The sequence below is a fragment of the Nibribacter ruber genome, assembly GCF_009913235.1.
In the GTDB taxonomy this organism is placed as follows: Bacteria; Bacteroidota; Bacteroidia; order Cytophagales; family Hymenobacteraceae; genus Nibribacter; species Nibribacter ruber.
Genome location: NZ_CP047897.1, coordinates 3,689,878 through 3,711,187, shown reverse-complemented (window position 1 = coordinate 3,711,187; position 21,310 = coordinate 3,689,878). Strand labels below are relative to the sequence as shown.

Sequence of the window (21,310 nt, the reverse complement as noted above, 5' to 3'; positions counted from 1 at the left end):
CCTGCAACCGTGACGTTGGTACCTGCAGGAATTGAGCGCTAAAATCTTAGGCTACTATACTCTTTCCACTTTTATGGGTCGGCAACAGTAAAGCTTGATAATAATTTAAAGCTTTCAAGCTATTTCTCAGAAAACAAGCCAAAAACGAAGGCTTACTAAGCTGCGCTAACATCTTTGCGCGCTAAAGAGGTTATCAAATTGTTATCATTGCTTACACCATCTGCTAAAAAGGTGTTGGCCTTAAAGGAATGCCTATATTTGTATTAGGGAAATTCCTAACCCTGAAAATGGCTTTTAAAAGCTTCCTAAACCAACCTTCATACGCCAAAGGATATGCAAGTTCAAGCTAAATACAAGGTTTTGGTAGTAGATGATGATCCAGATATTGTAGAATTGCTGCAGTACAACCTGGAGAAGGAAGGTTATGAGGTAGCGCAGGCCGGCAACGGCAAAGAAGCCCAGGACGTGGCCCGCACCTTCAAGCCAGACATCATTCTGCTGGACGTCATGATGCCCGTCATGGATGGCATCACCGCCTGCCGCCAGTTCAGGGACAATCCCAAGTTCAAAGACACCCGCATTCTCTTTTTGACCGCTCGTTCTGAGGAATTCTCTGAGGTGGCTGCTTTTGACGCCGGCGCCGATGATTTCATTGTTAAGCCCATCAAACCCCGGGCGCTCATTAGCAGACTGGCGGCCTTCGTTCGCCGGGACAACCAGCAGACCGATGTAACTCCTGTCATTGAGATTGGCGATCTGCGCATTGACCGAACCAGCTTTAACGTACAACGCGGCGACCAGAAAATCACCTTGCCCAAGAAAGAATTTGAACTGCTGGCGTTTCTGGCGGCCACGCCCAACAAGGTGTTCAGCCGGGACGAGTTGTTGAACAACGTCTGGGGCAATGATGTGTTTGTGATTGCGCGCACCGTAGACGTGCACATTAGAAAAGTGCGTGAGAAAATAGGCGAAGACCAAATAAAGACCATCAAAGGCGTTGGCTACAAATTCAACACCGACTAATCCTGCCCCTTCCGTAGAAGTTGGTTCTGGAAAGTTCAGACTGACCTCTAAAGGCATTGCCGTCATCATCTCGCTGTTGGTGGCGGCCATCATTACCGCGTACCTGTTAGTTTCGCCGTCTCTGGAGTTCAAAGAGCGTATTCTGGCGCTTGGCTTCACGTTTTCCTCTTGCTTTCTTCTGGTGTACTTTTCTTATGAGGCGCTCATCTTCAAAGAGATCAACATTATCTATGACGGGCTGGACAAGACCAAGCGCAAGGATTTCAGGCGTATGAGCAATAAGTTCCTTTGGCGTCCAGAACCCCTCAAGCGCATTAAGGAGGAAATCTACCACATGGCCGCTCAGAAACAGAAGGAGATTGACGAGCTCAAACGCTTGCAAGCTTTGCGCCGTGAATTTCTGGCAGACGTGTCTCATGAATTAAAGACGCCCATTTTTGCCGCGCAGGGCTTTATCCATACGCTGTTGGATGGCGCCATGGATGACGTGAAAGTGCGCGACAAATTTCTGCAGAAGGCCGCCAAAAGCTTGGACGGCTTGGACGAGCTGGTGCAGGACCTGATCACCATTTCCCAACTAGAGAAAGGCGTGGTACAGATGAAGAAGTCTACCTTTGACCTGAGAGTCCTGGCGCATGAAATCTTTGAGCAGTTGGAAAACAAGGCGGCCCTCAAAGGCATCACCCTGCACTTGGAAGAAGACGAACAAGACACCTATCTGGTACAGGCAGACAGAGGCCGCATCAAGCAGGTGCTCATTAACCTATTAGACAATGCCATTAAGTACGGCCGTGAGCAAGGCAACATCTGGCTCTCCTTCTACAGTGGGAAGAAAAAGACGCTGGTTACGGTGAAAGATGACGGCCGCGGCGTGCCCAAAGAGCACCAGACCCGCATTTTTGAGCGTTTCTACCGCATAGACAAGAGCCGCACCAAAGACACCGGCGGTGGCGGCTCTGGCCTGGGACTGGCCATCTCCAAGCACATTGTAGAAGCGCACCGCTCCACCATCGCCATTGAAAGCGAAGTAGGCAAAGGCACCATTCTGCGGTTCAAGCTGCCCACCGCCAAAGCATAAAGCTCCCTCTCCTGCTGCTGCTAAAACGTGCTCCCGCCCCTCAGGCACAAATGCGAAATATTGAGTAACTTGCGCCTTTTGCCAGAGGCTGCCGTTTTTGCGCTAATTCCGTAGAAATAAGCCAAAAACGCTTTTCGCCCTTGGGCCACTCCCAGATTTATATGAAGCTACCCGCTTTCCGAGACCTTATTATTTTTGAGAACGAAGACTACATAGTCGTTAACAAGCCGCCGTTTCTGGCCACGCTGGAAGACCGTTCTTTTCAATCTTCTAACCTGCTGGCCCTGGCCCGTGAGTACCATGATGACGCCCAGGTCTGCCACCGCATTGACAAGGAAACGTCTGGTGCGCTGGCCATCGCCAAGAACCCCGAGGCCTACCGTCACCTGTCCATGCAGTTTGAGAACCGCCAGGTGACCAAAGTGTACCACGCCGTGGCCTGGGGAGGCCATGAGTTTGACAACCAGTTGGTAGACCGCGCCATTCAGCCGGGTTTGAAAGGCATTGCCAAACTGGCGTACAAAGGCAAGCCCGCGCAAACTTATTTTACCACGCTAGAGAAATTCTCGCGCCATACGCTGGTAGAGTGTAAGCCCGTGACGGGCCGTATGCACCAAATACGTCTGCATTTGGCGTACTTGAAGGCTTCTATTGTGCAGGATGAGATGTACGGCGGTCAGCCGTTGTTCCTTTCCTCGCTTAAGCGCAAGTTCAACCTGGCCAAAGACACCGAGGAACAGCCTTTGATCAAACGCTTCGCACTGCATTCTTACCAGTTAGGTTTTAGCTTGTTGAACGGAGAGCCCGTGACCATCACCGCAGACTACCCGAAGGACTTTCAAGTGCTGGTGAAGTTACTGCGGCAGAATAGCTAGAAGTTCGTTGCTGGTTATTAGTTGTTCGTTATTCGAAATTTAAAGCATAACAGCATCTGAGTTGATCACTTCCTGTAATACCGATTCCGTTTTTGGCCTGTTTTCCGGAAAACAGGCCAAAAACGATATTCTTTACCCAAGCGCTGCCTATTTACTCCTTTCCATTTCCCAACTCAGGACTCAAGACTCTGGACTCAGAACTGGCGTAGCCATTAAAGTGGTTTTCAAGGGAATAATCTAAAAGCGGTATTGCACCTGCCAAAAATTACTCCTATCTTTGTGACCATTTTTCAAAGTAGTGATACTTTATTTTTCAACCTGTTAACCATTTACAATGGACCATTTAAGTTATAAGACGCTATCAGTTAATAAGGCGGCCGCTGATAAAGGCTGGGTAGTGATAGACGCCGGAGACTCAACATTAGGCCGTGTGGCTACCCAGATCGCCATGATCTTGCGTGGTAAGACCAAACCTTCTTTCACTCCAAACGCTGACTGCGGTGACAACGTGATTGTGATCAACGCTGACAAAGTTAGAATGACTGGTAAGAAGTGGGACAAGAAGACGTTTGTGACGCACACTGGTTACCCAGGTGGTCAGAAGACCTTCACCCCGCGTGAATTGAAAGCCAAGTCTTCTACGCTATTGGTAGAGCGCGCCGTGAAAGGTATGCTTCCTAAGTCTCGCTTAGGTCGTGAGCAGTTCCGCAACCTGTACGTGTATCCAGGGGTAGAGCATCCACATGAGGCCCAACAGCCTGTTCAAGTAAAACTTACAAAATAATCTAATCATATTTAATGGAAGTTCTCAATACATCTGGTAGAAGAAAAACCTCGGTGGCGCGCATCTACATGACGCCTGGGCAAGGGAATATCACTATTAACGATAGAGATATTAAGGAATACTTCCCGAGCGAAGTATTACAAACCATCGTTCAGCAGCCTTTGGCTACTATTGACGCGGTTGGTAAATACGACGTTCGTGCGAACATCAAAGGTGGTGGTGTGGCAGGTCAGGCAGAAGCCTTAAGACTGGCTATCTCTAAAGCTTTGGTAGAAGAAAACGCGGAGACCCGTCCGGCCCTTAAAAAAGAAGGATTCTTAACACGTGACCCACGCATGGTGGAGCGTAAGAAGTTCGGTAAGCGCAAGGCTCGTCGTTCATTCCAGTTCTCTAAACGTTAATATATCATCAGCTGTAAATATATCATGGCTAATACCACATATAAAGAATTACTGGACGCCGGTGTACACTTTGGTCACCTTACCAGAAAATGGGATCCTAAAATGGCTCCGTACATTTTCATGGAGAAAAACGGCATCCACATCATTGACCTAAACAAAACGCTTGTTTCTCTAGATGAGGCTATCTCCGCTATCAAGCAGATTGCCAAGTCTGGCCGCAAGATTTTGTTCGTAGCAACCAAAAAACAAGCGCAGGACATAGTAGCTGAAGAGGCAAAACGCCTTAAAATGCCTTATGTGACTGACCGTTGGTTGGGTGGTATGTTGACTAACTTCCAGACAGTACGTAAGTCTTTGAAGAAAATGTCTACCATTGACAAAATGGTGAAAGAGAACACTGCGTATGCCGCTATGGCAAAGCGTGAGCGTTTGATGATGTCTCGTGAGCGCGAGAAATTGGAGCGTGTACTAGGTGGTATCGCTGACTTGTCACGTCTCCCAGCTGCATTGTTCATCGTGGACGTGAAGCGTGAAGGCATCGCCATCAAAGAAGCTCAGAAATTGAACTTGCCAGTATTCGCGATTGTAGATACCAACTCTAACCCAGAGCTAGTAGACTTCCCTATCCCGGCAAACGATGATGCTTCTAAGTCTATCGCTTTGATCACTTCACTAATTGGTAAGGCCATTGAAGAAGGTCTTTCTGAGCGTAAAGTAGACAAAGACGAAACTGACAAGAAGCGTTCTGAAGAAGAAGGCATCCAGGAGAAAATTGAGGCTGAATAGTCTTCCAATTGACTCATAAAAAGTAAAAGAAACTGAACATTGGAAGCGTAGCAACTGGTGTTCAGTTTCTTTTTAATTATTGGGCGTAGTGCCCATCTCCAGTAGAAATATATTATCCGTAATTCTTAAATAAAGAACAATGGCTATTACAGCACAAGACGTTAACAGACTGCGCCAGGAAACCGGTGCCGGTATGATGGACTGCAAAAAAGCGCTTACAGAAGCAAACGGCGACTTTGAAGCAGCCAAGGATATTCTTCGTAAGCAAGGCCAGAAGATTGCCAGCAAACGTGCTGACAACGCAACTTCTGAAGGCATTGTGTTAACCCAAGTAAACGCAGAAGGCACTGTAGGTAAGGTAGTTGCTTTGGCTTGTGAGACTGAACCAGTTTCTAAAGTAGAAGACTTCAAAAACCTGGCTAACGCCGTTTTGGCTGCTGCTGTTGCCAGCAACTCTACTTCTAAAGAAGACTTATTGGCTACGCCTCAGGCTGACGGCCGCTCCCTAAACGACCACATCACAGATTTGATGGGTAAAATTGGTGAGAAAATCGACGTGGCTTCTTATGAGACCATCAACGCTGAGAAAGTTGTAGCTTACAACCACTCTAATGGTAAATTAGGTGTATTGGTAGGCTTGACGAACACGGGCGGTACTGAGGTTTCTGAGGTTGGTAAAGACGTGGCTATGCAAATTGCTGCTATGAAGCCAATTGCCGTTGACAAAGACGGTGTGGATGCCAACACTATCCAGCGCGAGATTGAGATTGGAAAAGAGCAGGCTCGTCAAGAAGGCAAGCCAGAAGAAATGCTTGAGAAAATTGCTCAGGGTAAACTGAACAAGTTCTACAAAGAGAGCACTTTGTTGAACCAAGAGTTCGTGAAAGACCCTTCTGTAACCATCGCTAAATTATTGGATAATACCTCTAAAGGCATGACCGTTACTGAGTTCAAGCGTATCGCTATCGGTTAATCACTGAGTCATTATAAGTAAAAAGCCCCGCTGTTCACACAGCTGGGCTTTTTCTTTTAATGCGTTTTAAGAGGCCTTCGTTTTTGGTCTATTTTCTGGAAAACAGGCCAAAAACGGCATTAATCCAAGTCTGCCTGCTTCTTGACGAACTCCTGCCCGGCAATGTCTTCTTTCCTGAGGAACGGACGGATAATCAAACGGGTGCCGTTTTCATAGGTAAAGAATTTGTAGACCCAGTTGGCCAATACCACCAGCTTGTTCCTAAACCCGATGAGGTAGTAGATATGCACAAAGAGCCAGGCCACCCAGGCAGAGAAACCACTCAGGTGCAGATTCTTAGGTAAATCGGCTACGGCTTTGTTACGCCCTATGATGGCCAGAGAGCCTTTGTCAAAGTACTCAAACGGTTCCAGCGCCTCTTTGCGGTGCAGGCGGCGCAGGTTCTTGGCCAGGTGCTTCCCTTGCTGAATGGCCGGTTGCGCCACGCCGGGATGTCCCTTCGGCCACTTCTCTGTCTTCATGGCAGCAATGTCCCCAATGGCGAAGATATCCTGGTAGCCTGTGATCTGGTTGTAAGGATTTACCAGGTACCGGCCGCGCTCACTGGCCTCGGGCGGCAGCCCCTTCACCTGGGCACCCGACACGCCGGCGGCCCAAATCAAGGTCTGGGTTTGGATCTGCTCTCCGCCTTTAAACGTCACCGTTTTGCCGTCATACGACTCCACCAGCGTGTTCAGCTTCACATGGATGTCTACGTCTTGCAGGTACTTCAAAGTCTTGGCACTGGATTCTGGAGACATAGGCGGCAACACGCGGTCCAGACCTTCTACCAGGTAGATGTTCATCTTACTGAAGTCCATGCCCGGGTAGTCATTGGGCAGCACGTGACGGCGCATCTCGGCTAGAGAGCCTGCCAGCTCTACGCCGGTTGGTCCGCCCCCCACAATCACAATGTTCAGGAGGCTTTGGCGCACTTGTGGGTTCACGATCATGTTGGCCTGCTCAAAGGACTGCAAGAGATGGCTGCGTAGGTTGAGGGCGTCTGGAATCTGCTTTAGGGGGAAGGAGTATTCCTTGATCTGGTCATTGCCAAAGTAGTTGGACTTGGTACCCGTGGCAATGACCAGGTAGTCATAAGACAAATCACCTACCAGTGTAGAGATGGTCTTACTTTCTGGATTGATGCCCGTCACCTTCACCTGCCGGAAGTGGAAGTCTTCATAGTCCTCGTCAAACATTTTGCGCAGCGGCTCGGCAATGGCGTCTGCCTCCAGGCCGGCAGTGGCCACCTGGTACAGAAGCGGCCAGAAGCCGTGGTAGTTCTGGCGGTCAAACAGCACCACCTGAAACTCTTTACTGGGTAGGTTCTTGATGAGGTTCACCCCGCCAAAGCCGCCGCCAATGACAACCACGCGGGGTTTGGTGGTATCTGGGATATTTAAAGAAAGCTCATTTATCTGAAGCATAGCTACAAGGTGTAGAGTAAAGTAATCTGCCACTTAAAGGCTGGCAGAAAGCCAATCTTAGACTTATACTTGATTTGCAGTATATAAGATATTCTTAATTAGAACATCGCTGTCAACTGACTCTCTGCTCCCCTCCACCTCCTCGTTTTTTGCCTGATTTCCAGAAAACAGCCTAAAAACGCCGCCTAAGAGGGCCAACCCAGAACTGCCTACCTGTGAAAGCTCTGGCCTACAAACATAAGGACCTCGGGCAGGCCGGTGCGCCAGTAGGTCCAGTTGTGGGCACCGTCACGCACCCTGAACTCATGCGGCACCTTCTGGTCAATCAAGGCGGCATGTAGGGCCATGTTGCCCTTGATCAGAAAATCATCATCGCCGCAGTCTATGTAGTATTTCACTTGTTTGAGCTTGGCGGCGGGTTGGGTTTCTACTAGTTTTAAAACAGAGTTTTGGTACCAGTGAGGGCTCAGCCGATCCTGGCCTTTCAGGTTGGCGCCGTAAATACTCCCGAAGGTGCGGTTGTAATCAGCCTCCGGCGTAGCCAGCACCTCGGCATCTGTCCGGACGGCGGCGCTCAACGGGGCGGCGGCGGTGAACATGTCTGGGTGTCTCATGGCGTAGATCAAGGACCCGTAGCCACCCATGGATAAACCGGCCACGGCCCTGAATTCTCTGCTAGCCCGGGTGCGGTACTCTTTGTCTATAAACGGAATGAACTCCTGGATAAAGAAGTCTTCGTAGCTAGCCTTGCCGTCTGCGCTGTTTACGTACCAGGTAACGCCGGCGTCTGGCATCACAATGATCATAGGCGGAATCTGCCCGGTTTGCATCAATCTATCGGCTATTAAATGTGCCTCGCCAAACTGCGCCCAACCGGTTTCATCATCTGTGTAGCCGTGCAAGAGATAAAGGACCGGGTAGCGCCGGTTAGACTGGCTGTAATCTGAGGGCAGGTAAATGGAATACTCCACTGGCTGGCCCAGCACTTTGCTTTTCACTTTCAGGCTTTCCTGCAAGGTGCCCTGCTGGCCGTAGCTGGTCAAGGAGAGTAAGAGCAATAGAGAAAGAAGCAGTTTTTTCATAGAAATTTTGGCAGAATGGATACAGAAAGCACCCTTATAAAAGGATGCGCAACGGGCCCAAAGTTACTCGCCTACGGCAGGCAGGCAAGGACAATCTGCTTTCTTTTGAGTATCTCTTGGTATACTCCTCTGGGCACCATTTCCAAGCTCTTTTTAGAACGGTAAAAGGGGTTTCCTCTGAATCTGGCAGGTGCCATTTTGCTACTCCTTCTCCGCTTGAAGATGAAGAGACTGTGTAGTTTGGGTAGCTGGCGTTAGTCAATACTTCGTCATTAAAATTGCATCTAAAGAACAGGTCTGCTACGATGGGTCTGTGCATTTTCCATCAGCATAGCGCAAGATATCCTACTTTGGATTGTACGGTTGACCTTTACCAGTTCCAAAGAAAAGTTATGAGGATGACAGAAAACTTAGCGCAGGAATAGCTCCGCAGAAAACAAGAGCGACTACTTCTGAATTAGGAATAAAGCATGACGTCAATTCAAAAAGCCAGACAGCATTAGAAGGTAAAACCTCAAAGAAATTCTGGAACTGATGACGTTGTTTCAGAAACGGGATGGTAGAAAGGGAGAGCCAGAAGAATTTTGCCGGAGTGGCAGTTGGACGGGCCTCAGCTGAGGCAGAAGAAATGAAAGACGATACGCTAAATATAGCGGGTACCTTGCGCTGCCTAAGAAAGGCTAGTTGGTTTTTTGACGGCAGGAATATTCTGCAATGGACTGCTCCAGCCATTCCACAGCCTCCTGCTCGGTCATGAACGCTTTTCTGTGCACGTTGGGGTGCGGTTCTGTGACGGCGGTAAAGGTTTCGCCTTCTTGCAGGCGCTGCATCTGGCGCGGGTTCAGGAGCCACGCCACGCAAAGCTGCGAAGACACCATCTGCAAGGCCTTGGGGTAGAACTCCTCCACCAGCCACTGACTTTCCTTCTGGGTAACTTCGCCCTTAGACCTACAGTCCAGCAGCCAGGAAGAGGCGGCATTCTCCTTGGCAATGGCCAGGATTGCCAGGCAGTTCAGCTTGAATTCCGTGAAGGAGACAGGTTGCTGCCACCGTATGATCACGGTCTGCATGTCCTGTCTGTAGGAAATCTTAATATGTCTGCTTATTCCTACCTGCATATCTGGGAGAGGTTGAAGCTTATGGTGTAGTCATTACCAAGGCACTTGAATAGGAGTTGTTTGAGAAATGAATATAAAGCAAGCAATATTCAAAAACAAGTTCTCCACAACCTTTTCCACAGATAATAGTGAATTTACCGTGTATATACTGATAGGCTAATTCTACACGCTGTGCCTTCTACGGGCCTCGTGCAGGTTTTTGCGCATGGTTAAGAATTGTTCCATGCACTGCTGCAGAAACTCCTGGTCCAGCCACGTCTTTACTTCTTCGTCTCCGGCCACGTCCATCTCACTTACTTTGTACGTCTGCTCAAACGGGCCCAACTCTAGCTTGATGAGGTATTTCCCGTTCCAGGACAACAGCGTAATCTTAATCTCTGGGTGCGGAATATCTGCTACAACGCGCATGGTACATTAGGTTGGTGAACCACAAAGGTAAATTAAGTTTCATACGTACGCACCCGCGTTTTTAGCCTGTTTTCCGGAAAACAGGCCAAAAACGCTATACCTCAATGCCCATCTGGCGCATGAGCTGGCTGGCGTTGAAGCTTTTACAGATGCCCGGCCGCAGGGTGTAGTCAAACAAAAGCTGCCCGTTTTCAAAGTAGCTGTTAAAGCTGAAGTTCTCTACCGCTCCCGGCAGTTCCTGCTCCATGTTACCCAGTTCGAGGTCATGGGTGGAGACAAAGCCGGCGCAGAAGCGTTTGTTCAACTGCCGTATCAAGGCCATGGCGCCCTCGTGCCGGTCATGGGAGTTGGTGCCTTTTAAAATCTCGTCTAAGAAGAAATACACCGGCACTCCGCTGGCCGTCAAGTCAATCAGAATCTTGAGGCGCTTCAACTCTGCGTAGAAAGACGAGGTGTTCTCTGCCAGGTTGTCTTCAGTGCGCATGCTGGTATACACCTGGCCCGGATACACGGCGAGTTTTTTGGCGCAGACCGCCGCCCCCGTAAACGCCAGCACCATGTTCACGCCCACCGCCCGCAGAAACGTACTCTTCCCAGACATGTTAGACCCCGTGATCAAGGCCGTGTGCCCCGCCCCGCTAAACGCCAGACTATTGGCCGTCCGGTTTTCACTAAAGATCAAAGGATGGCTCAAATCCTGGGCATCAAACTCAAACGGCTTCTGGCTTATCTGCGGGATGGCATACGCTGGGTTGGCATACTGGAAAGCCGCCAGACTGGCCAGAGCCTCAAACTCAGCGGCGGCGTTTAGGACCTCGCCGATGTTCCCTGACATGGTCTTCTTCCAGCGCTCCAACCGCCACATCCAGATAAAGTCCCACATGAGGGCGTGGTTCAGGATGAAGTTGAGGTAGGTGTTGAGGCGCGCCGACAGGTATTGAATGATGGAGGCCAGCTGCCGTACGTGCAGAGAGGCTGGTTTGTCATCAATTTTGAGTTGCTGCTGCAGGTGCCGGGCCTTGGCGCTTTGAAAGGTTCTGCCCTCAATGTGCACCAACATGTCTGTATAACTCTGCAGGGTCTCATACATGCCCGTGCTTTCTTCATAATACTCATCGCGCTGGCGCTGGTATTTTACGGCAATCAAGAACTGCACTACCACCAAACCCACAAAAGGGTAATGAGTGTGCCCTTGGGCCCAGTAGATAACCGAGACAATGGTGAGCAGCGGCAATAGAAACGTAGCCACCACCAGCCACCCCTTCCCCACAAAGAAATCAGGGCTTCGGAGCCATAACAGAAAAGGCTGTGGCAATTGCTGGGTTTTGCGGTGGTGGTGCATGCTCCGGGCCTGCAGGTGCTGGCGCCATTCCAGGTCTGGCGCTAATTCTGCCACAGCCTCTTGTCTGGCCTGGATTTCTTCTGGAGGGGCGGGCGCTTTCAGCCATTGGGCTAACCGCTGCTGGCCTAAACGGGTCACGCCCCGGTTGAGCAACTGAAACACAGAATTGGCCCCAAACACATCTAAGTCTGCAGTATAATAATGGTTGGGCTCTTCATACTCCTGGCCGTTGGCAAATTCATGAAACTCGCCGCGCAGCCGCTCCTGCTCTGCCCTATTGATTAAACCCAAATACAAATGATGCTTGCGGGTGTATTCAATCTTATTGTGCCAATGAATGAGCCCCGCAAAAATAAAATACCCAGCCAGCAGAACGGCCAGCCCCACCGCCGCCTGGTCATAATAGAACAGCACTACGCAGGCCCCTACCGCACTCACCACAAAGGCCAGCCGCAACCAGCCTATCCATTTGTGCTTTCTGGCAAAGCGGTCTTCTATTGCAAAAAAGCGCTGCTCCCGTTCTGCGAACAACCCTTCTGGGGAATATGTCATTTTAATGAATGATTGAGTGATTGAATGATTGAGAGAATGATGGAAAGGTAAAAGTAATGGCAGAGGAGAATAAGGAATGAATTGGTATTTCTAATTTAGAAAAGGCATAATCAGCAATTTATTGCGTTGTTTTCCCTTGAAGATGAATTCTTTGATTATTCATTTTTCATTCTCTCCTTCATTCAATCACTCATTCACTCATTAAATAGTGGCAATGCATTTGAGCTCTATGGCAATGGGCGTGGGCAGGGCGTTCACCTCAACGGTGGTGCGGCAGGGCTGATTGTCCTTGAAATATTCTGCGTACACGCGATTATAAGTCTGGAAATCTTCTTTCATGTTGGTCAGGAAGACGGTCACGTCTACCAAGTTGTCCCAGGAGGAACCGGCCTCTTCCAAGATGGTGCGCACGTTCTGGAACACGGCCCGGCACTGCACGGCAATGTCATAGTCGGCTATCTGGCCATGGGAGTCTAACATGACGCCCGGAATCTGCTTCTGCCCCTTCTGCCGGGGCCCCACCCCAGAGAGAAACAACAGATTGCCCACGCGCCGGGCGTGCGGGTACAGGCCCACTGGTTCTGGGGCGCTGTTAGAATGAATAGGGTCTGAAGAGGAAGTAGTCATAGCACATCCGTTTTTGGCCTGTTTTGGGTAAAATAACCTAAAAACGCCTGGATAACAAAAAAGCGAGCCGTGGGGGCTCGCTTTTGAGAACGCGTCTGGGACAGATTTCTTATCAATTAAACTGCACCGACCCATATTTAGACGTCACATTCACTAAGCCTTTCGGCGAGGCCTTGCCAAACTTGCCTTTGTAGGTGGCCGAGGTGTTGCGCACTTCTTTGAAGCTGTAGTCTACCAGGTCCTGGTCTACCTTTAGGTTGCCGTAAGAGGTGTTCACGTCAAAGTTGAAGGCGGTCTTGTCTGCGAAGTTCAGGCTGATGGTGGTGTACCCGCCGGTCACGTCAATCTTCTTGAAGCCCGAGGCGATGTTGGTAATCTCAAACTTGGAGCAATACTTCATGTCCATACCCGCCGATTCTTTCAGGTTGGTAATGGTGAAGGTGGTGTACGCTCCCCTACCCGACAGCTGGTTCACATTGCCCACTTTAAAGGCTCGGTCATAACGGCTTTCCACGGCCAGGGCGTCTATGTTGTCAATGGCAATGCTGCTGTAGGCGGTGGTAGTCATCAAAGATTCTGAAGAACCTAGTTTGAAGGCCGAGTATTTCACGTTCAGGTTTCCGCCGCGCATGTACTCTACCGTTGACAGTTCTTTGCCGTACTCCAGAGACACTCTGTTATTCTTGCTGTTAAGCCGACCCGCGTTGATATTGCCGTACTTCACGCTTACCTCGCTGGTGCCGTCCAGGTCTGGCAACACCACATCCCCAAACTTGTTAGAGATGGACACCGGATTGCTTTTCGGCATTTTAATCAGGTAGTTTACTTCAAAGCTTTTGCCGCTGGCCGTCTGGATGTGCATGGGCTCCCGCACGGTCACCACAGATACTTGGTTGGCGCCTTCGGTGGCCTGGATGTTGATCTTGTCCAAAATCTCCTGGGCTTTGCCGTCTGTGCTGGCTCTGGTAGTGATGTTCACCTCCACAGAAATCTCATTGCGGGACCAGGTCTGCACGTCTACCTTGCCAAACTGGTTTTCTATGGCCAGCTTGTCAGCGGAGCTCACCTTGAAGGTCTTGCTGAACTTCTTGGACTTGGTGAAGTCATAGGCGTTGGGCTGCGGCTGTTCTTCGTCGTCGGGTCCGTTGACAATGATCACGTTGGGCTCCAGGTTCTCCAGAAACTCTAGCGCCTGGCCTGCTTTTACCAGCTGCAGGGCATTCCTGGTTTCTCTGGAGGCTAGCTGCAAGGCTTCTTTTACGCTGGCAGTCACTTCTGCAGACAGATGCGTTTTATCCAGGTTGATTATCTGGGGGCACGGCGCGGCGGCAGGCGCAGGCATTTCTTGTGCTCGCGTGGCGGCGGTCAGGGCAAAGCTGGCGGCCAGCGTAAGGAGGGCCTTATTAAAGTGTAGTGGTTTCATCAGTACTTTGTTGTTTTACGGTCTGTATGTTTTCCAAAATCGCCAGCTGGCGGTTTAAGATGGCAATGCGCATTTTAAGGTTGTCACTCATGGCCTGGATCAATTCGGCCTTGTTGGGGGTGGTGTACAATTCCTGCTTTAACTGGTTGTAGGAGGCGTCCAGGGCTTTGGCTTCCTGCTCCCATTCCTTCTCTAAGCCCAGTCCTTTCAAGTCATATTCCTGCAACTGAGACTCCTTCTGCTCAATGATGCCCACAAACTGGGTCTCAATCTGCTTTAATTCCGGGGCAATCTTTTCCAGCGAAGCCGGTTGTCTCACGGATTGGTTTGCGGCCATTTGTTGCCCTTGCCCCCCGAGGTGGCCCCGTAATACCAGGCCGTTATGAACACAGACACCAGCATGGCCACAGCGGCGGCATAACGCCAGGCTACGTTCCAGTTCATAGACAGGATGGTGGCTTCTTTGCTGGTATCGGAGGGTTCCACGTGCAGGGTGGTCTGCCCGGGTTCCAGCTCTCCGGCAATCTCCTGCCACAAGTCTGGGCGTGGCGCGAAGGAGTCAAACTCGTCGCGGTGGGCTTTTACGAAATCTTCTAATCTATCTTTCATGGCGGTTAAGCGGTAAATTCGTTTTTGTTGTGTTTTGGAGAAATCAGGCTAAAAACGCCTCTTCTTCCATCAGGCCCAGCAGTTTCTTGCGGGCCCGGCTGTATTGTGACTTGGAGGTAGCTTCACTTATGCTCAGGATGTCAGCGATCTCGCCGTGATCGTAGCCTTCCAGCAGGTACAGAGACAGCACCACCCGGTAGCCGTCTGGCAGTTTCTGGATGGCGCGCCGAATGCTCTCCACCTTGTACTGCATCTCTTCCTCGTCTAACTCTGGTCCCTCGTCTGCCACCTCCATATAATCTTCCATGGGCACTACCTGCAGGCGCCGGCTGCGCACCTTGGTAATGGACTTGTTGATGACAATGCGCTTGAGCCAACTGCCAAAGGTTGAATCTCCCTTAAAGGTGCCCAACTCCTTGAACGCGCTCAGAAACGACTCCTGCAAGACATCCTCGGCCTCTGTGTAGTCGTTGGTGATGCGCATGCTCACGTTGAACATGGCTTTGCTGTAGAGCTTGTAGAGCTCATATTGCGCCTTGCGGTCGCCGGCTTTGCAGCGGGTCACTATGTGCGCGTTTACGTCTGTGTATTCCAGCGTCTCCAAATTGAAATTGGTGTTAAGGCCTCATCTTATGCTTACTCCATTTGCAGTCCCTAGAACAACCCTCATGCGTCATTGCTCAACTGCCTACCCATCCTATGTTCCTACTTACTTCTGACCTAAAGACTCAGGCAATAGCCAACAGTTGCACGGATGTTCTAAAATATCTCTGATTTTTTCCCTGCTTTAATTTGCCCTGAATTTTCACTTATTTCGCGGCAAATACCAGCACCTCATGAAAACAATCTACGCCTTCATTCTCAACGCCTTATGTATTTATTGTTTGGCACTAAGCCCAATCACAGCCGCAGCGCAGGCCACCAGCCCGGCCCGTGAAACCAGGCTGACCATGAGTGACGGGACTGAATTGTATGTAAAGGTTTCTGGCAAGGGCCGCCCCTGTGTGTTCATTCACGGCGGTCCCGGGGCTTGGAGTCATTCGTTTGAGGTATTAGGCCTGAACACCTTGGAGGATTCTGTGCAGATGATTTATGTGGACCAGCGCGGAAGCGGCCGTTCTGGCAAAGCCCCTAATGGCAACTATTCTCTACAGCGCATGACCCAGGATTTTGACGAAGTACGTCAGCAACTGGGCTACCCAACCTGGACGGTGCTAGCCCATTCCTTCGGGGGAATTTTGGCCACCGAGTACGCTTACTACTTCCCTAAGACCATCTCCCGGATGATTCTACTCAACGCTACGCTTCATCTGGAATATTCTGCGAAGGTGCAAATACAGAAGGGCCTGAAGATTCTGAAACCCGCAGACCCAGCGCCTTTTGTAGATGAAAAGCGCCCTTACATAGACCGGTTCATGGCTATCATCCAAGCGTTGAATGAGAAGAATGCCTACCACCAGCTCATGTACACCACCCCTGAGGGCTTGCAAAAAATGAATGAAGAAGATGCCAAGCGACCACCTAATTATGCGTTTGGGCAGGTGTGGGCTAACTCACCAGAGTATTTTCAGGATTTCACGGAAGTGACCAGGCACTTGAAGATGCCAGTATTGGTGATATCTGGCGAACAGGATTTCTCCATCGGGCCAGACCATTACAAGAGCTTCAAATTCCCGAACCAGACAGTTGCCTCCATGCCCGGCGGTCATGTGATTTACCTGGAGCAGAACGCCCAGTTCCAGAAAGCAGTGAAGGAGTTCTTAAAGAAGACCAGTCGTAAGATTTAAACCCTGGCGGTTCTGGCTTTGTAGGACCACGTGATTCTGAAGCGGGCCACTTCATCGCCCTGCTCATCATGGCCGATGCTTAAGGTTTGGAGACTGCTTCCTTGACCGGTGGTTTGGGTTTCTTTGACAGCGGCAGCAATGGCATCGCCGTCGGCGCAGGTGAAGGTGATGGTGCCCATGGCTTTCTTAGAGAACTCGGCCTCCATGTTTACCACTAGCATAGACACGCTTGGATTGGCTTTGTACAGGTACATCATGGACAGCACACCCGAGGACATCTCAGCAGCCATGGCCAAACACGCAAAGTAAATGGACTTGAACGGATTCTTGGTGAGGTAGCCGTACTTAAGCGAAACCTGGGCTTCTTGCTCTGTGAGCTTTTGAATTCTACAACCCGCCAGATACGCCATGGGCAGGCTCTTGAGCATGAAAAGCTTGAGCTTAGCCGGGTTGGTAATCTGTCTCTGGAATTCAAGATGGTGCGCTTGCTCTGCCATGTTTTAAATAGTTGAAGTCCTGAAAAGGTACAAATCCTTTTGCCGCTTTCAAACAGAAAGGCCACCCTGCACGCAGAGTGGCCTTTCTGTTTTTGGCTTGTTTTCTGGGAATTAGCCCAAAAACGCCTGACTAAATATCAAACTTGATGCCTTGCGCCAACGGCAACTCTCTACCAAAGTTGATGGTGTTGGTCTGGCGGCGCATGTACACTCTCCAGGCATCTGACCCTGACTCACGTCCTCCGCCGGTTTCTTTCTCCCCGCCGAAGGCACCGCCAATCTCAGCACCAGACGTTCCTATGTTCACGTTGGCAATGCCGCAGTCAGAACCCCAGTGGCTTAAGAAGACTTCAGTCTCTAATAAATTAGAAGAGAAGATAGAAGAAGACAGACCTTGGCGTACGCCGTTCTGCACGTCAATAGCATTGTCCACAGAGCCGCTGTATTTGATTAGGTACAAGATTGGCGCGAAGGTTTCTTCCTGTACCGTGTGATAGCTATTCTCAGCTTCTACAATGGCCGGGGTCACGTACGTACCGGTGGCATATTCTTCGCCTTCCAAAACAGTACCACCAATTAATACTTTACCGCCTTCTTGCTTAACAGCTTCTAGCGCATTCAAAAACGCCTCCACTGCATGCTTATCAATAAGCGGTCCTACCAGGTTGGTGTCTTTCAATGGATTCCCGATTGGCAACTTGGCGTATGCGTTCAGCAAACGGTCTTTCACCGAGTCATAAATGCTGTCATGGATAATCAAGCGACGGGTAGAGGTACAACGCTGACCGGCGGTTCCTACGGCGCCAAATACCACGGCACGCATGGCCATGTCTAGGTCGGCGTTCTCCGTAAGGATGATGGCGTTGTTTCCGCCTAATTCTAATAGAGACTTACCTAAACGGGCACCCACAGCCTCGCCCACTTTCTTGCCCATACGGGTAGAACCGGTGGCAGACACCAAGGGCACGCGTCCGTCATGCGCCATCTGGCTACCAATGCTGGCATCACCTATGATGATGTTGAACACACCTTCGGGCACGTTATTTTCTTCTAACACTTCTTTGATGATGTACTGACAGGCTACCGCCGTCAAAGGCGTTTTCTCAGATGGCTTCCAAACCACGGTGTCACCACAGATGGCAGCCAGCATGGCGTTCCAACTCCAAACCGCCACCGGGAAGTTAAACGCCGAAATCACGCCCACTACGCCCAAGGGATGGTACTGCTCATACATGCGGTGCGTAGGACGCTCTGAATGCATGGTGTAGCCGTGCAACTGTCTAGACAAGCCAACGGCAAAATCGCAGATGTCAATCATCTCCTGCACTTCGCCTAAGCCTTCTTGTAGGATCTTGCCCATCTCATAGCTCACCAGTTTGCCTAGCGCGTCTTTGTTGTCGCGTAGCTTCTGACCAATCTGACGCACTACTTCGCCGCGCTTGGGAGATGGCCAGGTGCGCCATTCCATAAACGCTTTTTGGGCAGTGGTGACCACATGGTCATAATCCTCAGCGGTGGCCATGCGCACAGAAGCAATCTGGCTTCCGTCTGTAGGCGAAGAAATGGTACGCGTCTCCTGGTTCTTCTCACCACCCCAAGCAAGGCCGGTGCTATAGGCTGGGTTGGTTTCCTGAATGCCTAAATCAGAAAGCAAGGCGGGTATATCTATGATTTGAGTCATGGTATAAAATTTAAAGAATGAATGGTCTGTGCCCAAGGCACTCTACAAACCTAAAGAAACAAAAAAGCTCCTGCAAGCATGCAGGAGCTTTTCATGTTCAGCCGTTTTTGGCTTGTTTTCTGGAAATCAGCCTAAAACTAGCGGCCAATGGCGTAGTAGGCGCGTCTACCGTCTGGGTAAACGCCTTCAATCAAGAGACCGCCCCGACGGGTGCTCTTCAAGATTTCGTTCACGTCTTCTGGCGCGCTGGTAGGTTTCTTGTCAATCTGGGTGATGATGAAACCGTCCTTGATGCCAGAATCAGCGAAGGCGCTTTTCTCTACACCCGAGATTCTAACCCCGCCGGTAATGTCCAGGCTGTTGAGGTCTTTCTTGCTGGCGGCCTCAAACTTGGCCCCGTCAATGGTCATAGATTTAGGCGAGTTAGGATCACGCTTCACAATCTCGGTGTTGCCGTTGGCATTGCGCAAAGTCACGTTCACGGTCTTGGTGTTTCCGCCGCGGCTGTAGCCAACCTTGATCTTGTCACCCGGACGGTAGCGCGTTACCTGTTCCTGCAACTGGGCCCCGGTGTTCACCTTCACGCCGTTGATCTCAGTGATCACGTCACCTTCTTCAATACCGGCAGATTTGGCGGCGCTGCTCTCAGAGAAACCAGCCACAAACACACCGTTCAGGTCTTTCAATTTCTTATCGGCGGCCAGTTTGGCGTCAATCTCCTGCATCTGCACGCCCAGCAAGGCACGCTGTACCTCCCCGAACTTCAGCAAGTCATCCACCACTTTGCTTACAATAGCAGATGGCACGGCAAAGGAATAACCAGAGAAGGTACCCGTCTGCGACGCAATGGCGGTGTTGATGCCAATCAAGTCTCCATTCAGGTTCACCAAAGCACCCCCACTGTTGCCCGGGTTCACGGCGGCGTCTGTCTGTAAGAAAGACTCTACGCTGTAATTGCCGGCACCCTGCAGAATACCCACGTTACGACCTTTGGCACTGATGATACCCGCCGTCACAGTAGAGTTGAGGTTGAACGGGTTGCCCACGGCCAATACCCACTCGCCCACTTTCACGTTGTCTGAGTTGGCGTAGCGCAAGGCCGGCAGGTTATCAGAGTTGATTTTCAACAAAGCGATGTCGGTGTTGGGGTCTGTGCCTACCAAGGTGGCTTCAAACTTGCGTTTGTCGTCCAGAATCACTTCAATCTTGTCTGCCTTGTCAATGACGTGGTTGTTGGTGACAATGTAGCCGTTAGAGGCAATGATGACTCCAGAACCAGAACCCATGGCCGGACCTTGCTGTCGCTGGTAGCCTTCCATGCCTTCATCGCCAAAGAAATCCCGGAAGAACGGGTGCATGTCGCTTGGCATCTGGCGGGTCTGCATTTTATACTCCGTGGTCACGTGCACCACCGCCGGGGTCACCAGCTCAGCAGCGGTTTGAAAATTGAGGCCTTCCGGCACTACTACTTTGCCGTCCCGCATGGCACTGGTGTACCGTACGTTGGTGTTAGGCAACTGCTGTCCCGCAGTGGGTTGATCGTCTTCCAGCAGTTTATAGCCTCCAATGGCCACGCCGCCGCCCATCATGGCAGAGAGCATGAGCCCTAGCATTAATTGTTTTGTTTTCATACAATAGGTTAGCTATATCTGTTAATACTCAGGTTTATAGATTGTTTTGCGCGTCCGCAGATACGTCTTCTTTCTTTTACGTCTTAAACGCTAAAATAGCAAAACAAGTATCTTTTTCAATGCAAATATGAAGCCAAAAAGGCGCTGGTTAGGCGCCTGTCTGGGGTATGCTTCTCGTCTGCTTACTTCACAGAGATCTGGTGCTTCACTACCTTCACTTCTACCTTGAGCAGTGATATATGCAGCACGCCGTTCTCAAACTGGGCGTTGATGGCAGCACCGTCTACCTGCTCTGGCAGTTGGAAAGACCGGCTGAATTTACCGTAATTGCTTTCTACCCGGCGGTACTTCTGCTCCTGGCTCTCTTCTCTTTGCTTCCGCTCGCCGCTCACCGTCAAGACGCCTTCCTGAAACTCTACATGGATGTCTTCTTTCTTCAGACCAGGCAAAGCCACCTCTACGGCATAGGCTTCCTTGGTTTCCCACAGGTCTACCTGCGGCGTGAATCCCACGGCCTTTCGGGAAGTGACTGCCTCATTGAAAAAATTATCTAACAAACTGCTGAATGTCTGCGGCATTCTGTCTTGGTACAACGGATGATATTTAACCACTGTCATTGTCTTATTCTCGTTTTTAAGTTGATTTTTCAGTTGATACTTTCTTATCAGTAAAATCTGTACCAATTGAAAATTAAGCTAAAAACAAGTCAATACGTCCGTATTTAAAGAATAAGAGAATTCTAAATATGACACAATGTCTGAATCAAGGCAACTTTGAATCATTTTTGACCTGATTTCTTGAAAGCAGCCCAAAAACGAAAGTGCATTTAGCCTATCTGTAAGTAGAGTCTCTTTCCATGCCTTATGAAAAATATTTCGGTTAAGAAATGACTAAGCGCGCCTTACTCTTCCTCCTCATTTACTCCTTTCCTCTACTCCTGTCATCCTGAAAGGATCTTGTGGGCAAGCTGTAATGACCTTTGCTAAAAGAGAAAATAGGTGAAGCTATTTTGGAGATAGCCTATTGTTGCATGGCTAGGGCTTGGCTTGCTCGCTCACAAGATCCTTTCAGGATGACAACGAAAGAGAGAGAAAGAGTAGTTAAGCTTTTAGTCAGGCAGGGTATAAAAAAGAGAGCCGTTTTTGGCCTATTTTCTGAGAAACAGGC

The 21,310-nt window shown here is 50.1% G+C and carries 22 protein-coding genes; 8 read left to right on the top strand and 14 right to left on the bottom strand.

Annotated elements, in window-relative coordinates:
* The first annotated feature begins 333 nt into the window (after nt 1-333).
* From GU926_RS15685 to tsf, 7 genes are all read left to right on the top strand, one after another.
* Nucleotides 334-1,023, top strand: a complete 690-nt coding sequence (locus GU926_RS15685) for a response regulator transcription factor (RefSeq protein ID WP_160693524.1) — start codon at nt 334-336, stop codon at nt 1,021-1,023.
* Entirely contained in the window at nt 998-2,101 is a 1,104-nt protein-coding gene (locus GU926_RS15680; RefSeq protein ID WP_232058358.1) for a sensor histidine kinase, read from the top strand. Before GU926_RS15685 ends, GU926_RS15680 begins: the two co-directional genes overlap by 26 nt.
* 161 nt (nt 2,102-2,262) lie before the next feature.
* The gene (locus GU926_RS15675) at nt 2,263-2,976 is read left to right on the top strand and encodes an RluA family pseudouridine synthase (protein ID WP_160693522.1); all 714 of its coding nucleotides are present in this window, start codon (nt 2,263-2,265) and stop codon (nt 2,974-2,976) included.
* 334 nt (nt 2,977-3,310) lie between these two features.
* A complete protein-coding gene (gene rplM, locus GU926_RS15670) occupies nt 3,311-3,760 on the top strand; it encodes a 50S ribosomal protein L13 (protein ID WP_160693520.1) in 450 nt (149 codons plus the stop codon).
* Between the two features lie 14 nt (nt 3,761-3,774).
* Nucleotides 3,775-4,161 (top strand): 30S ribosomal protein S9, encoded by a 387-nt coding sequence (gene rpsI, locus GU926_RS15665; protein WP_160693518.1) that lies wholly within the window; start codon nt 3,775-3,777, stop codon nt 4,159-4,161.
* A 24-nt stretch (nt 4,162-4,185) separates the two neighbouring features.
* Nucleotides 4,186-4,947 carry a 30S ribosomal protein S2 gene (gene rpsB, locus GU926_RS15660; RefSeq protein ID WP_066508735.1) on the top strand — a complete coding sequence of 254 codons (762 nt, stop codon included), beginning with the start codon at nt 4,186-4,188 and terminating at the stop codon, nt 4,945-4,947.
* 139 nt (nt 4,948-5,086) lie between these two features.
* A complete protein-coding gene (tsf, locus tag GU926_RS15655; protein ID WP_160693516.1) occupies nt 5,087-5,920 on the top strand; it encodes a translation elongation factor Ts in 834 nt (277 codons plus the stop codon).
* Nucleotides 5,921-6,039: 119 nt separating this feature from the next.
* Here the strand turns inward: tsf and GU926_RS15650 are convergent, their stop codons facing one another.
* The 10 genes from GU926_RS15650 to GU926_RS15605 form a co-directional block, all read right to left on the bottom strand.
* Nucleotides 6,040-7,386, bottom strand: coding sequence for an NAD(P)/FAD-dependent oxidoreductase (locus GU926_RS15650; RefSeq protein WP_160693514.1), 1,347 nt, complete (start codon nt 7,384-7,386; stop codon nt 6,040-6,042).
* 209 nt (nt 7,387-7,595) lie between these two features.
* Complete coding sequence (locus GU926_RS15645; protein WP_160693512.1) at nt 7,596-8,468, bottom strand: alpha/beta hydrolase; 873 nt, start codon at nt 8,466-8,468, stop codon at nt 7,596-7,598.
* Nucleotides 8,469-9,148: 680 nt separating this feature from the next.
* A complete protein-coding gene (locus tag GU926_RS15640) occupies nt 9,149-9,586 on the bottom strand; it encodes a hypothetical protein (protein ID WP_160693510.1) in 438 nt (145 codons plus the stop codon).
* A 162-nt stretch (nt 9,587-9,748) separates the two neighbouring features.
* Nucleotides 9,749-9,994: a hypothetical protein gene (locus GU926_RS15635; protein WP_160693508.1), complete on the bottom strand. Its 246-nt coding sequence runs from the start codon at nt 9,992-9,994 to the stop codon at nt 9,749-9,751.
* Between the two features lie 94 nt (nt 9,995-10,088).
* Nucleotides 10,089-11,888 carry a MutS-related protein gene (locus GU926_RS15630; protein WP_160693507.1) on the bottom strand — a complete coding sequence of 600 codons (1,800 nt, stop codon included), beginning with the start codon at nt 11,886-11,888 and terminating at the stop codon, nt 10,089-10,091.
* 201 nt (nt 11,889-12,089) lie between these two features.
* On the bottom strand, nt 12,090-12,515 hold the full coding sequence (locus GU926_RS15625) for a RidA family protein (protein WP_160693506.1): 426 nt from the start codon (nt 12,513-12,515) through the stop codon (nt 12,090-12,092).
* 112 nt (nt 12,516-12,627) lie between these two features.
* Nucleotides 12,628-13,938: a hypothetical protein gene (locus tag GU926_RS15620; RefSeq protein ID WP_160693505.1), complete on the bottom strand. Its 1,311-nt coding sequence runs from the start codon at nt 13,936-13,938 to the stop codon at nt 12,628-12,630.
* Nucleotides 13,919-14,275 carry a hypothetical protein gene (locus GU926_RS15615; RefSeq protein ID WP_160693504.1) on the bottom strand — a complete coding sequence of 119 codons (357 nt, stop codon included), beginning with the start codon at nt 14,273-14,275 and terminating at the stop codon, nt 13,919-13,921. Before GU926_RS15615 ends, GU926_RS15620 begins: the two co-directional genes overlap by 20 nt.
* Nucleotides 14,254-14,547, bottom strand: a complete 294-nt coding sequence (locus GU926_RS15610; RefSeq protein WP_160693503.1) for a hypothetical protein — start codon at nt 14,545-14,547, stop codon at nt 14,254-14,256. Before GU926_RS15610 ends, GU926_RS15615 begins: the two co-directional genes overlap by 22 nt.
* Nucleotides 14,548-14,590: 43 nt before the next feature.
* Complete coding sequence (locus GU926_RS15605) at nt 14,591-15,151, bottom strand: RNA polymerase sigma factor (RefSeq protein WP_160693501.1); 561 nt, start codon at nt 15,149-15,151, stop codon at nt 14,591-14,593.
* A 232-nt stretch (nt 15,152-15,383) separates the two neighbouring features.
* On the opposite strand from GU926_RS15605, the gene GU926_RS15600 reads away from it, so the two are divergent.
* Nucleotides 15,384-16,334: an alpha/beta fold hydrolase gene (locus GU926_RS15600; RefSeq protein WP_160693499.1), complete on the top strand. Its 951-nt coding sequence runs from the start codon at nt 15,384-15,386 to the stop codon at nt 16,332-16,334.
* On the opposite strand, the gene GU926_RS15595 is transcribed toward GU926_RS15600, so the two are convergent.
* The 4 genes from GU926_RS15595 to GU926_RS15580 all read right to left on the bottom strand — a co-directional run bounded on the left by GU926_RS15595 (nt 16,331) and on the right by GU926_RS15580 (nt 20,760).
* Nucleotides 16,331-16,831, bottom strand: a complete 501-nt coding sequence (locus GU926_RS15595; protein ID WP_232058357.1) for a DUF4442 domain-containing protein — start codon at nt 16,829-16,831, stop codon at nt 16,331-16,333. The two genes, GU926_RS15600 and GU926_RS15595, sit on opposite strands and share 4 nt — an antisense overlap.
* Nucleotides 16,832-16,961: 130 nt before the next feature.
* Nucleotides 16,962-18,512 carry an L-piperidine-6-carboxylate dehydrogenase gene (amaB, locus tag GU926_RS15590; RefSeq protein ID WP_160693497.1) on the bottom strand — a complete coding sequence of 517 codons (1,551 nt, stop codon included), beginning with the start codon at nt 18,510-18,512 and terminating at the stop codon, nt 16,962-16,964.
* A gap of 137 nt (nt 18,513-18,649) precedes the next feature.
* Complete coding sequence (locus GU926_RS15585) at nt 18,650-20,143, bottom strand: Do family serine endopeptidase (RefSeq protein ID WP_160693495.1); 1,494 nt, start codon at nt 20,141-20,143, stop codon at nt 18,650-18,652.
* 182 nt (nt 20,144-20,325) lie between these two features.
* Entirely contained in the window at nt 20,326-20,760 is a 435-nt protein-coding gene (locus GU926_RS15580; protein WP_198001427.1) for an Hsp20/alpha crystallin family protein, read from the bottom strand.
* Nucleotides 20,761-21,310 lie beyond the last annotated feature (550 nt).

What these genes read in the sequence shown, in the direction of transcription:
- rplM (WP_160693520.1), top strand. Translation starts at nt 3,311, where the DNA reads ATGGACCATTTAAGTTATAAGACGCTATCAGTTAATAAGGCGGCCGCT.
- GU926_RS15585 (WP_160693495.1), bottom strand. Translation starts at nt 20,143, where the DNA reads ATGAAAACAAAACAATTAATGCTAGGGCTCATGCTCTCTGCCATGATG.
- rpsB (WP_066508735.1), top strand. Translation starts at nt 4,186, where the DNA reads ATGGCTAATACCACATATAAAGAATTACTGGACGCCGGTGTACACTTT.
- GU926_RS15685 (WP_160693524.1), top strand. Translation starts at nt 334, where the DNA reads ATGCAAGTTCAAGCTAAATACAAGGTTTTGGTAGTAGATGATGATCCA.
- GU926_RS15630 (WP_160693507.1), bottom strand. Translation starts at nt 11,888, where the DNA reads ATGACATATTCCCCAGAAGGGTTGTTCGCAGAACGGGAGCAGCGCTTT.
- rpsI (WP_160693518.1), top strand. Translation starts at nt 3,775, where the DNA reads ATGGAAGTTCTCAATACATCTGGTAGAAGAAAAACCTCGGTGGCGCGC.
- GU926_RS15635 (WP_160693508.1), bottom strand. Translation starts at nt 9,994, where the DNA reads ATGCGCGTTGTAGCAGATATTCCGCACCCAGAGATTAAGATTACGCTG.
- GU926_RS15640 (WP_160693510.1), bottom strand. Translation starts at nt 9,586, where the DNA reads ATGCAGGTAGGAATAAGCAGACATATTAAGATTTCCTACAGACAGGAC.
- tsf (WP_160693516.1), top strand. Translation starts at nt 5,087, where the DNA reads ATGGCTATTACAGCACAAGACGTTAACAGACTGCGCCAGGAAACCGGT.
- GU926_RS15620 (WP_160693505.1), bottom strand. Translation starts at nt 13,938, where the DNA reads ATGAAACCACTACACTTTAATAAGGCCCTCCTTACGCTGGCCGCCAGC.
- GU926_RS15650 (WP_160693514.1), bottom strand. Translation starts at nt 7,386, where the DNA reads ATGCTTCAGATAAATGAGCTTTCTTTAAATATCCCAGATACCACCAAA.
- GU926_RS15610 (WP_160693503.1), bottom strand. Translation starts at nt 14,547, where the DNA reads ATGAAAGATAGATTAGAAGATTTCGTAAAAGCCCACCGCGACGAGTTT.
- amaB (WP_160693497.1), bottom strand. Translation starts at nt 18,512, where the DNA reads ATGACTCAAATCATAGATATACCCGCCTTGCTTTCTGATTTAGGCATT.
- GU926_RS15580 (WP_198001427.1), bottom strand. Translation starts at nt 20,760, where the DNA reads ATGACAGTGGTTAAATATCATCCGTTGTACCAAGACAGAATGCCGCAG.
- GU926_RS15625 (WP_160693506.1), bottom strand. Translation starts at nt 12,515, where the DNA reads ATGACTACTTCCTCTTCAGACCCTATTCATTCTAACAGCGCCCCAGAA.
- GU926_RS15675 (WP_160693522.1), top strand. Translation starts at nt 2,263, where the DNA reads ATGAAGCTACCCGCTTTCCGAGACCTTATTATTTTTGAGAACGAAGAC.
- GU926_RS15645 (WP_160693512.1), bottom strand. Translation starts at nt 8,468, where the DNA reads ATGAAAAAACTGCTTCTTTCTCTATTGCTCTTACTCTCCTTGACCAGC.
- GU926_RS15600 (WP_160693499.1), top strand. Translation starts at nt 15,384, where the DNA reads ATGAAAACAATCTACGCCTTCATTCTCAACGCCTTATGTATTTATTGT.
- GU926_RS15595 (WP_232058357.1), bottom strand. Translation starts at nt 16,831, where the DNA reads ATGGCAGAGCAAGCGCACCATCTTGAATTCCAGAGACAGATTACCAAC.
- GU926_RS15615 (WP_160693504.1), bottom strand. Translation starts at nt 14,275, where the DNA reads ATGGCCGCAAACCAATCCGTGAGACAACCGGCTTCGCTGGAAAAGATT.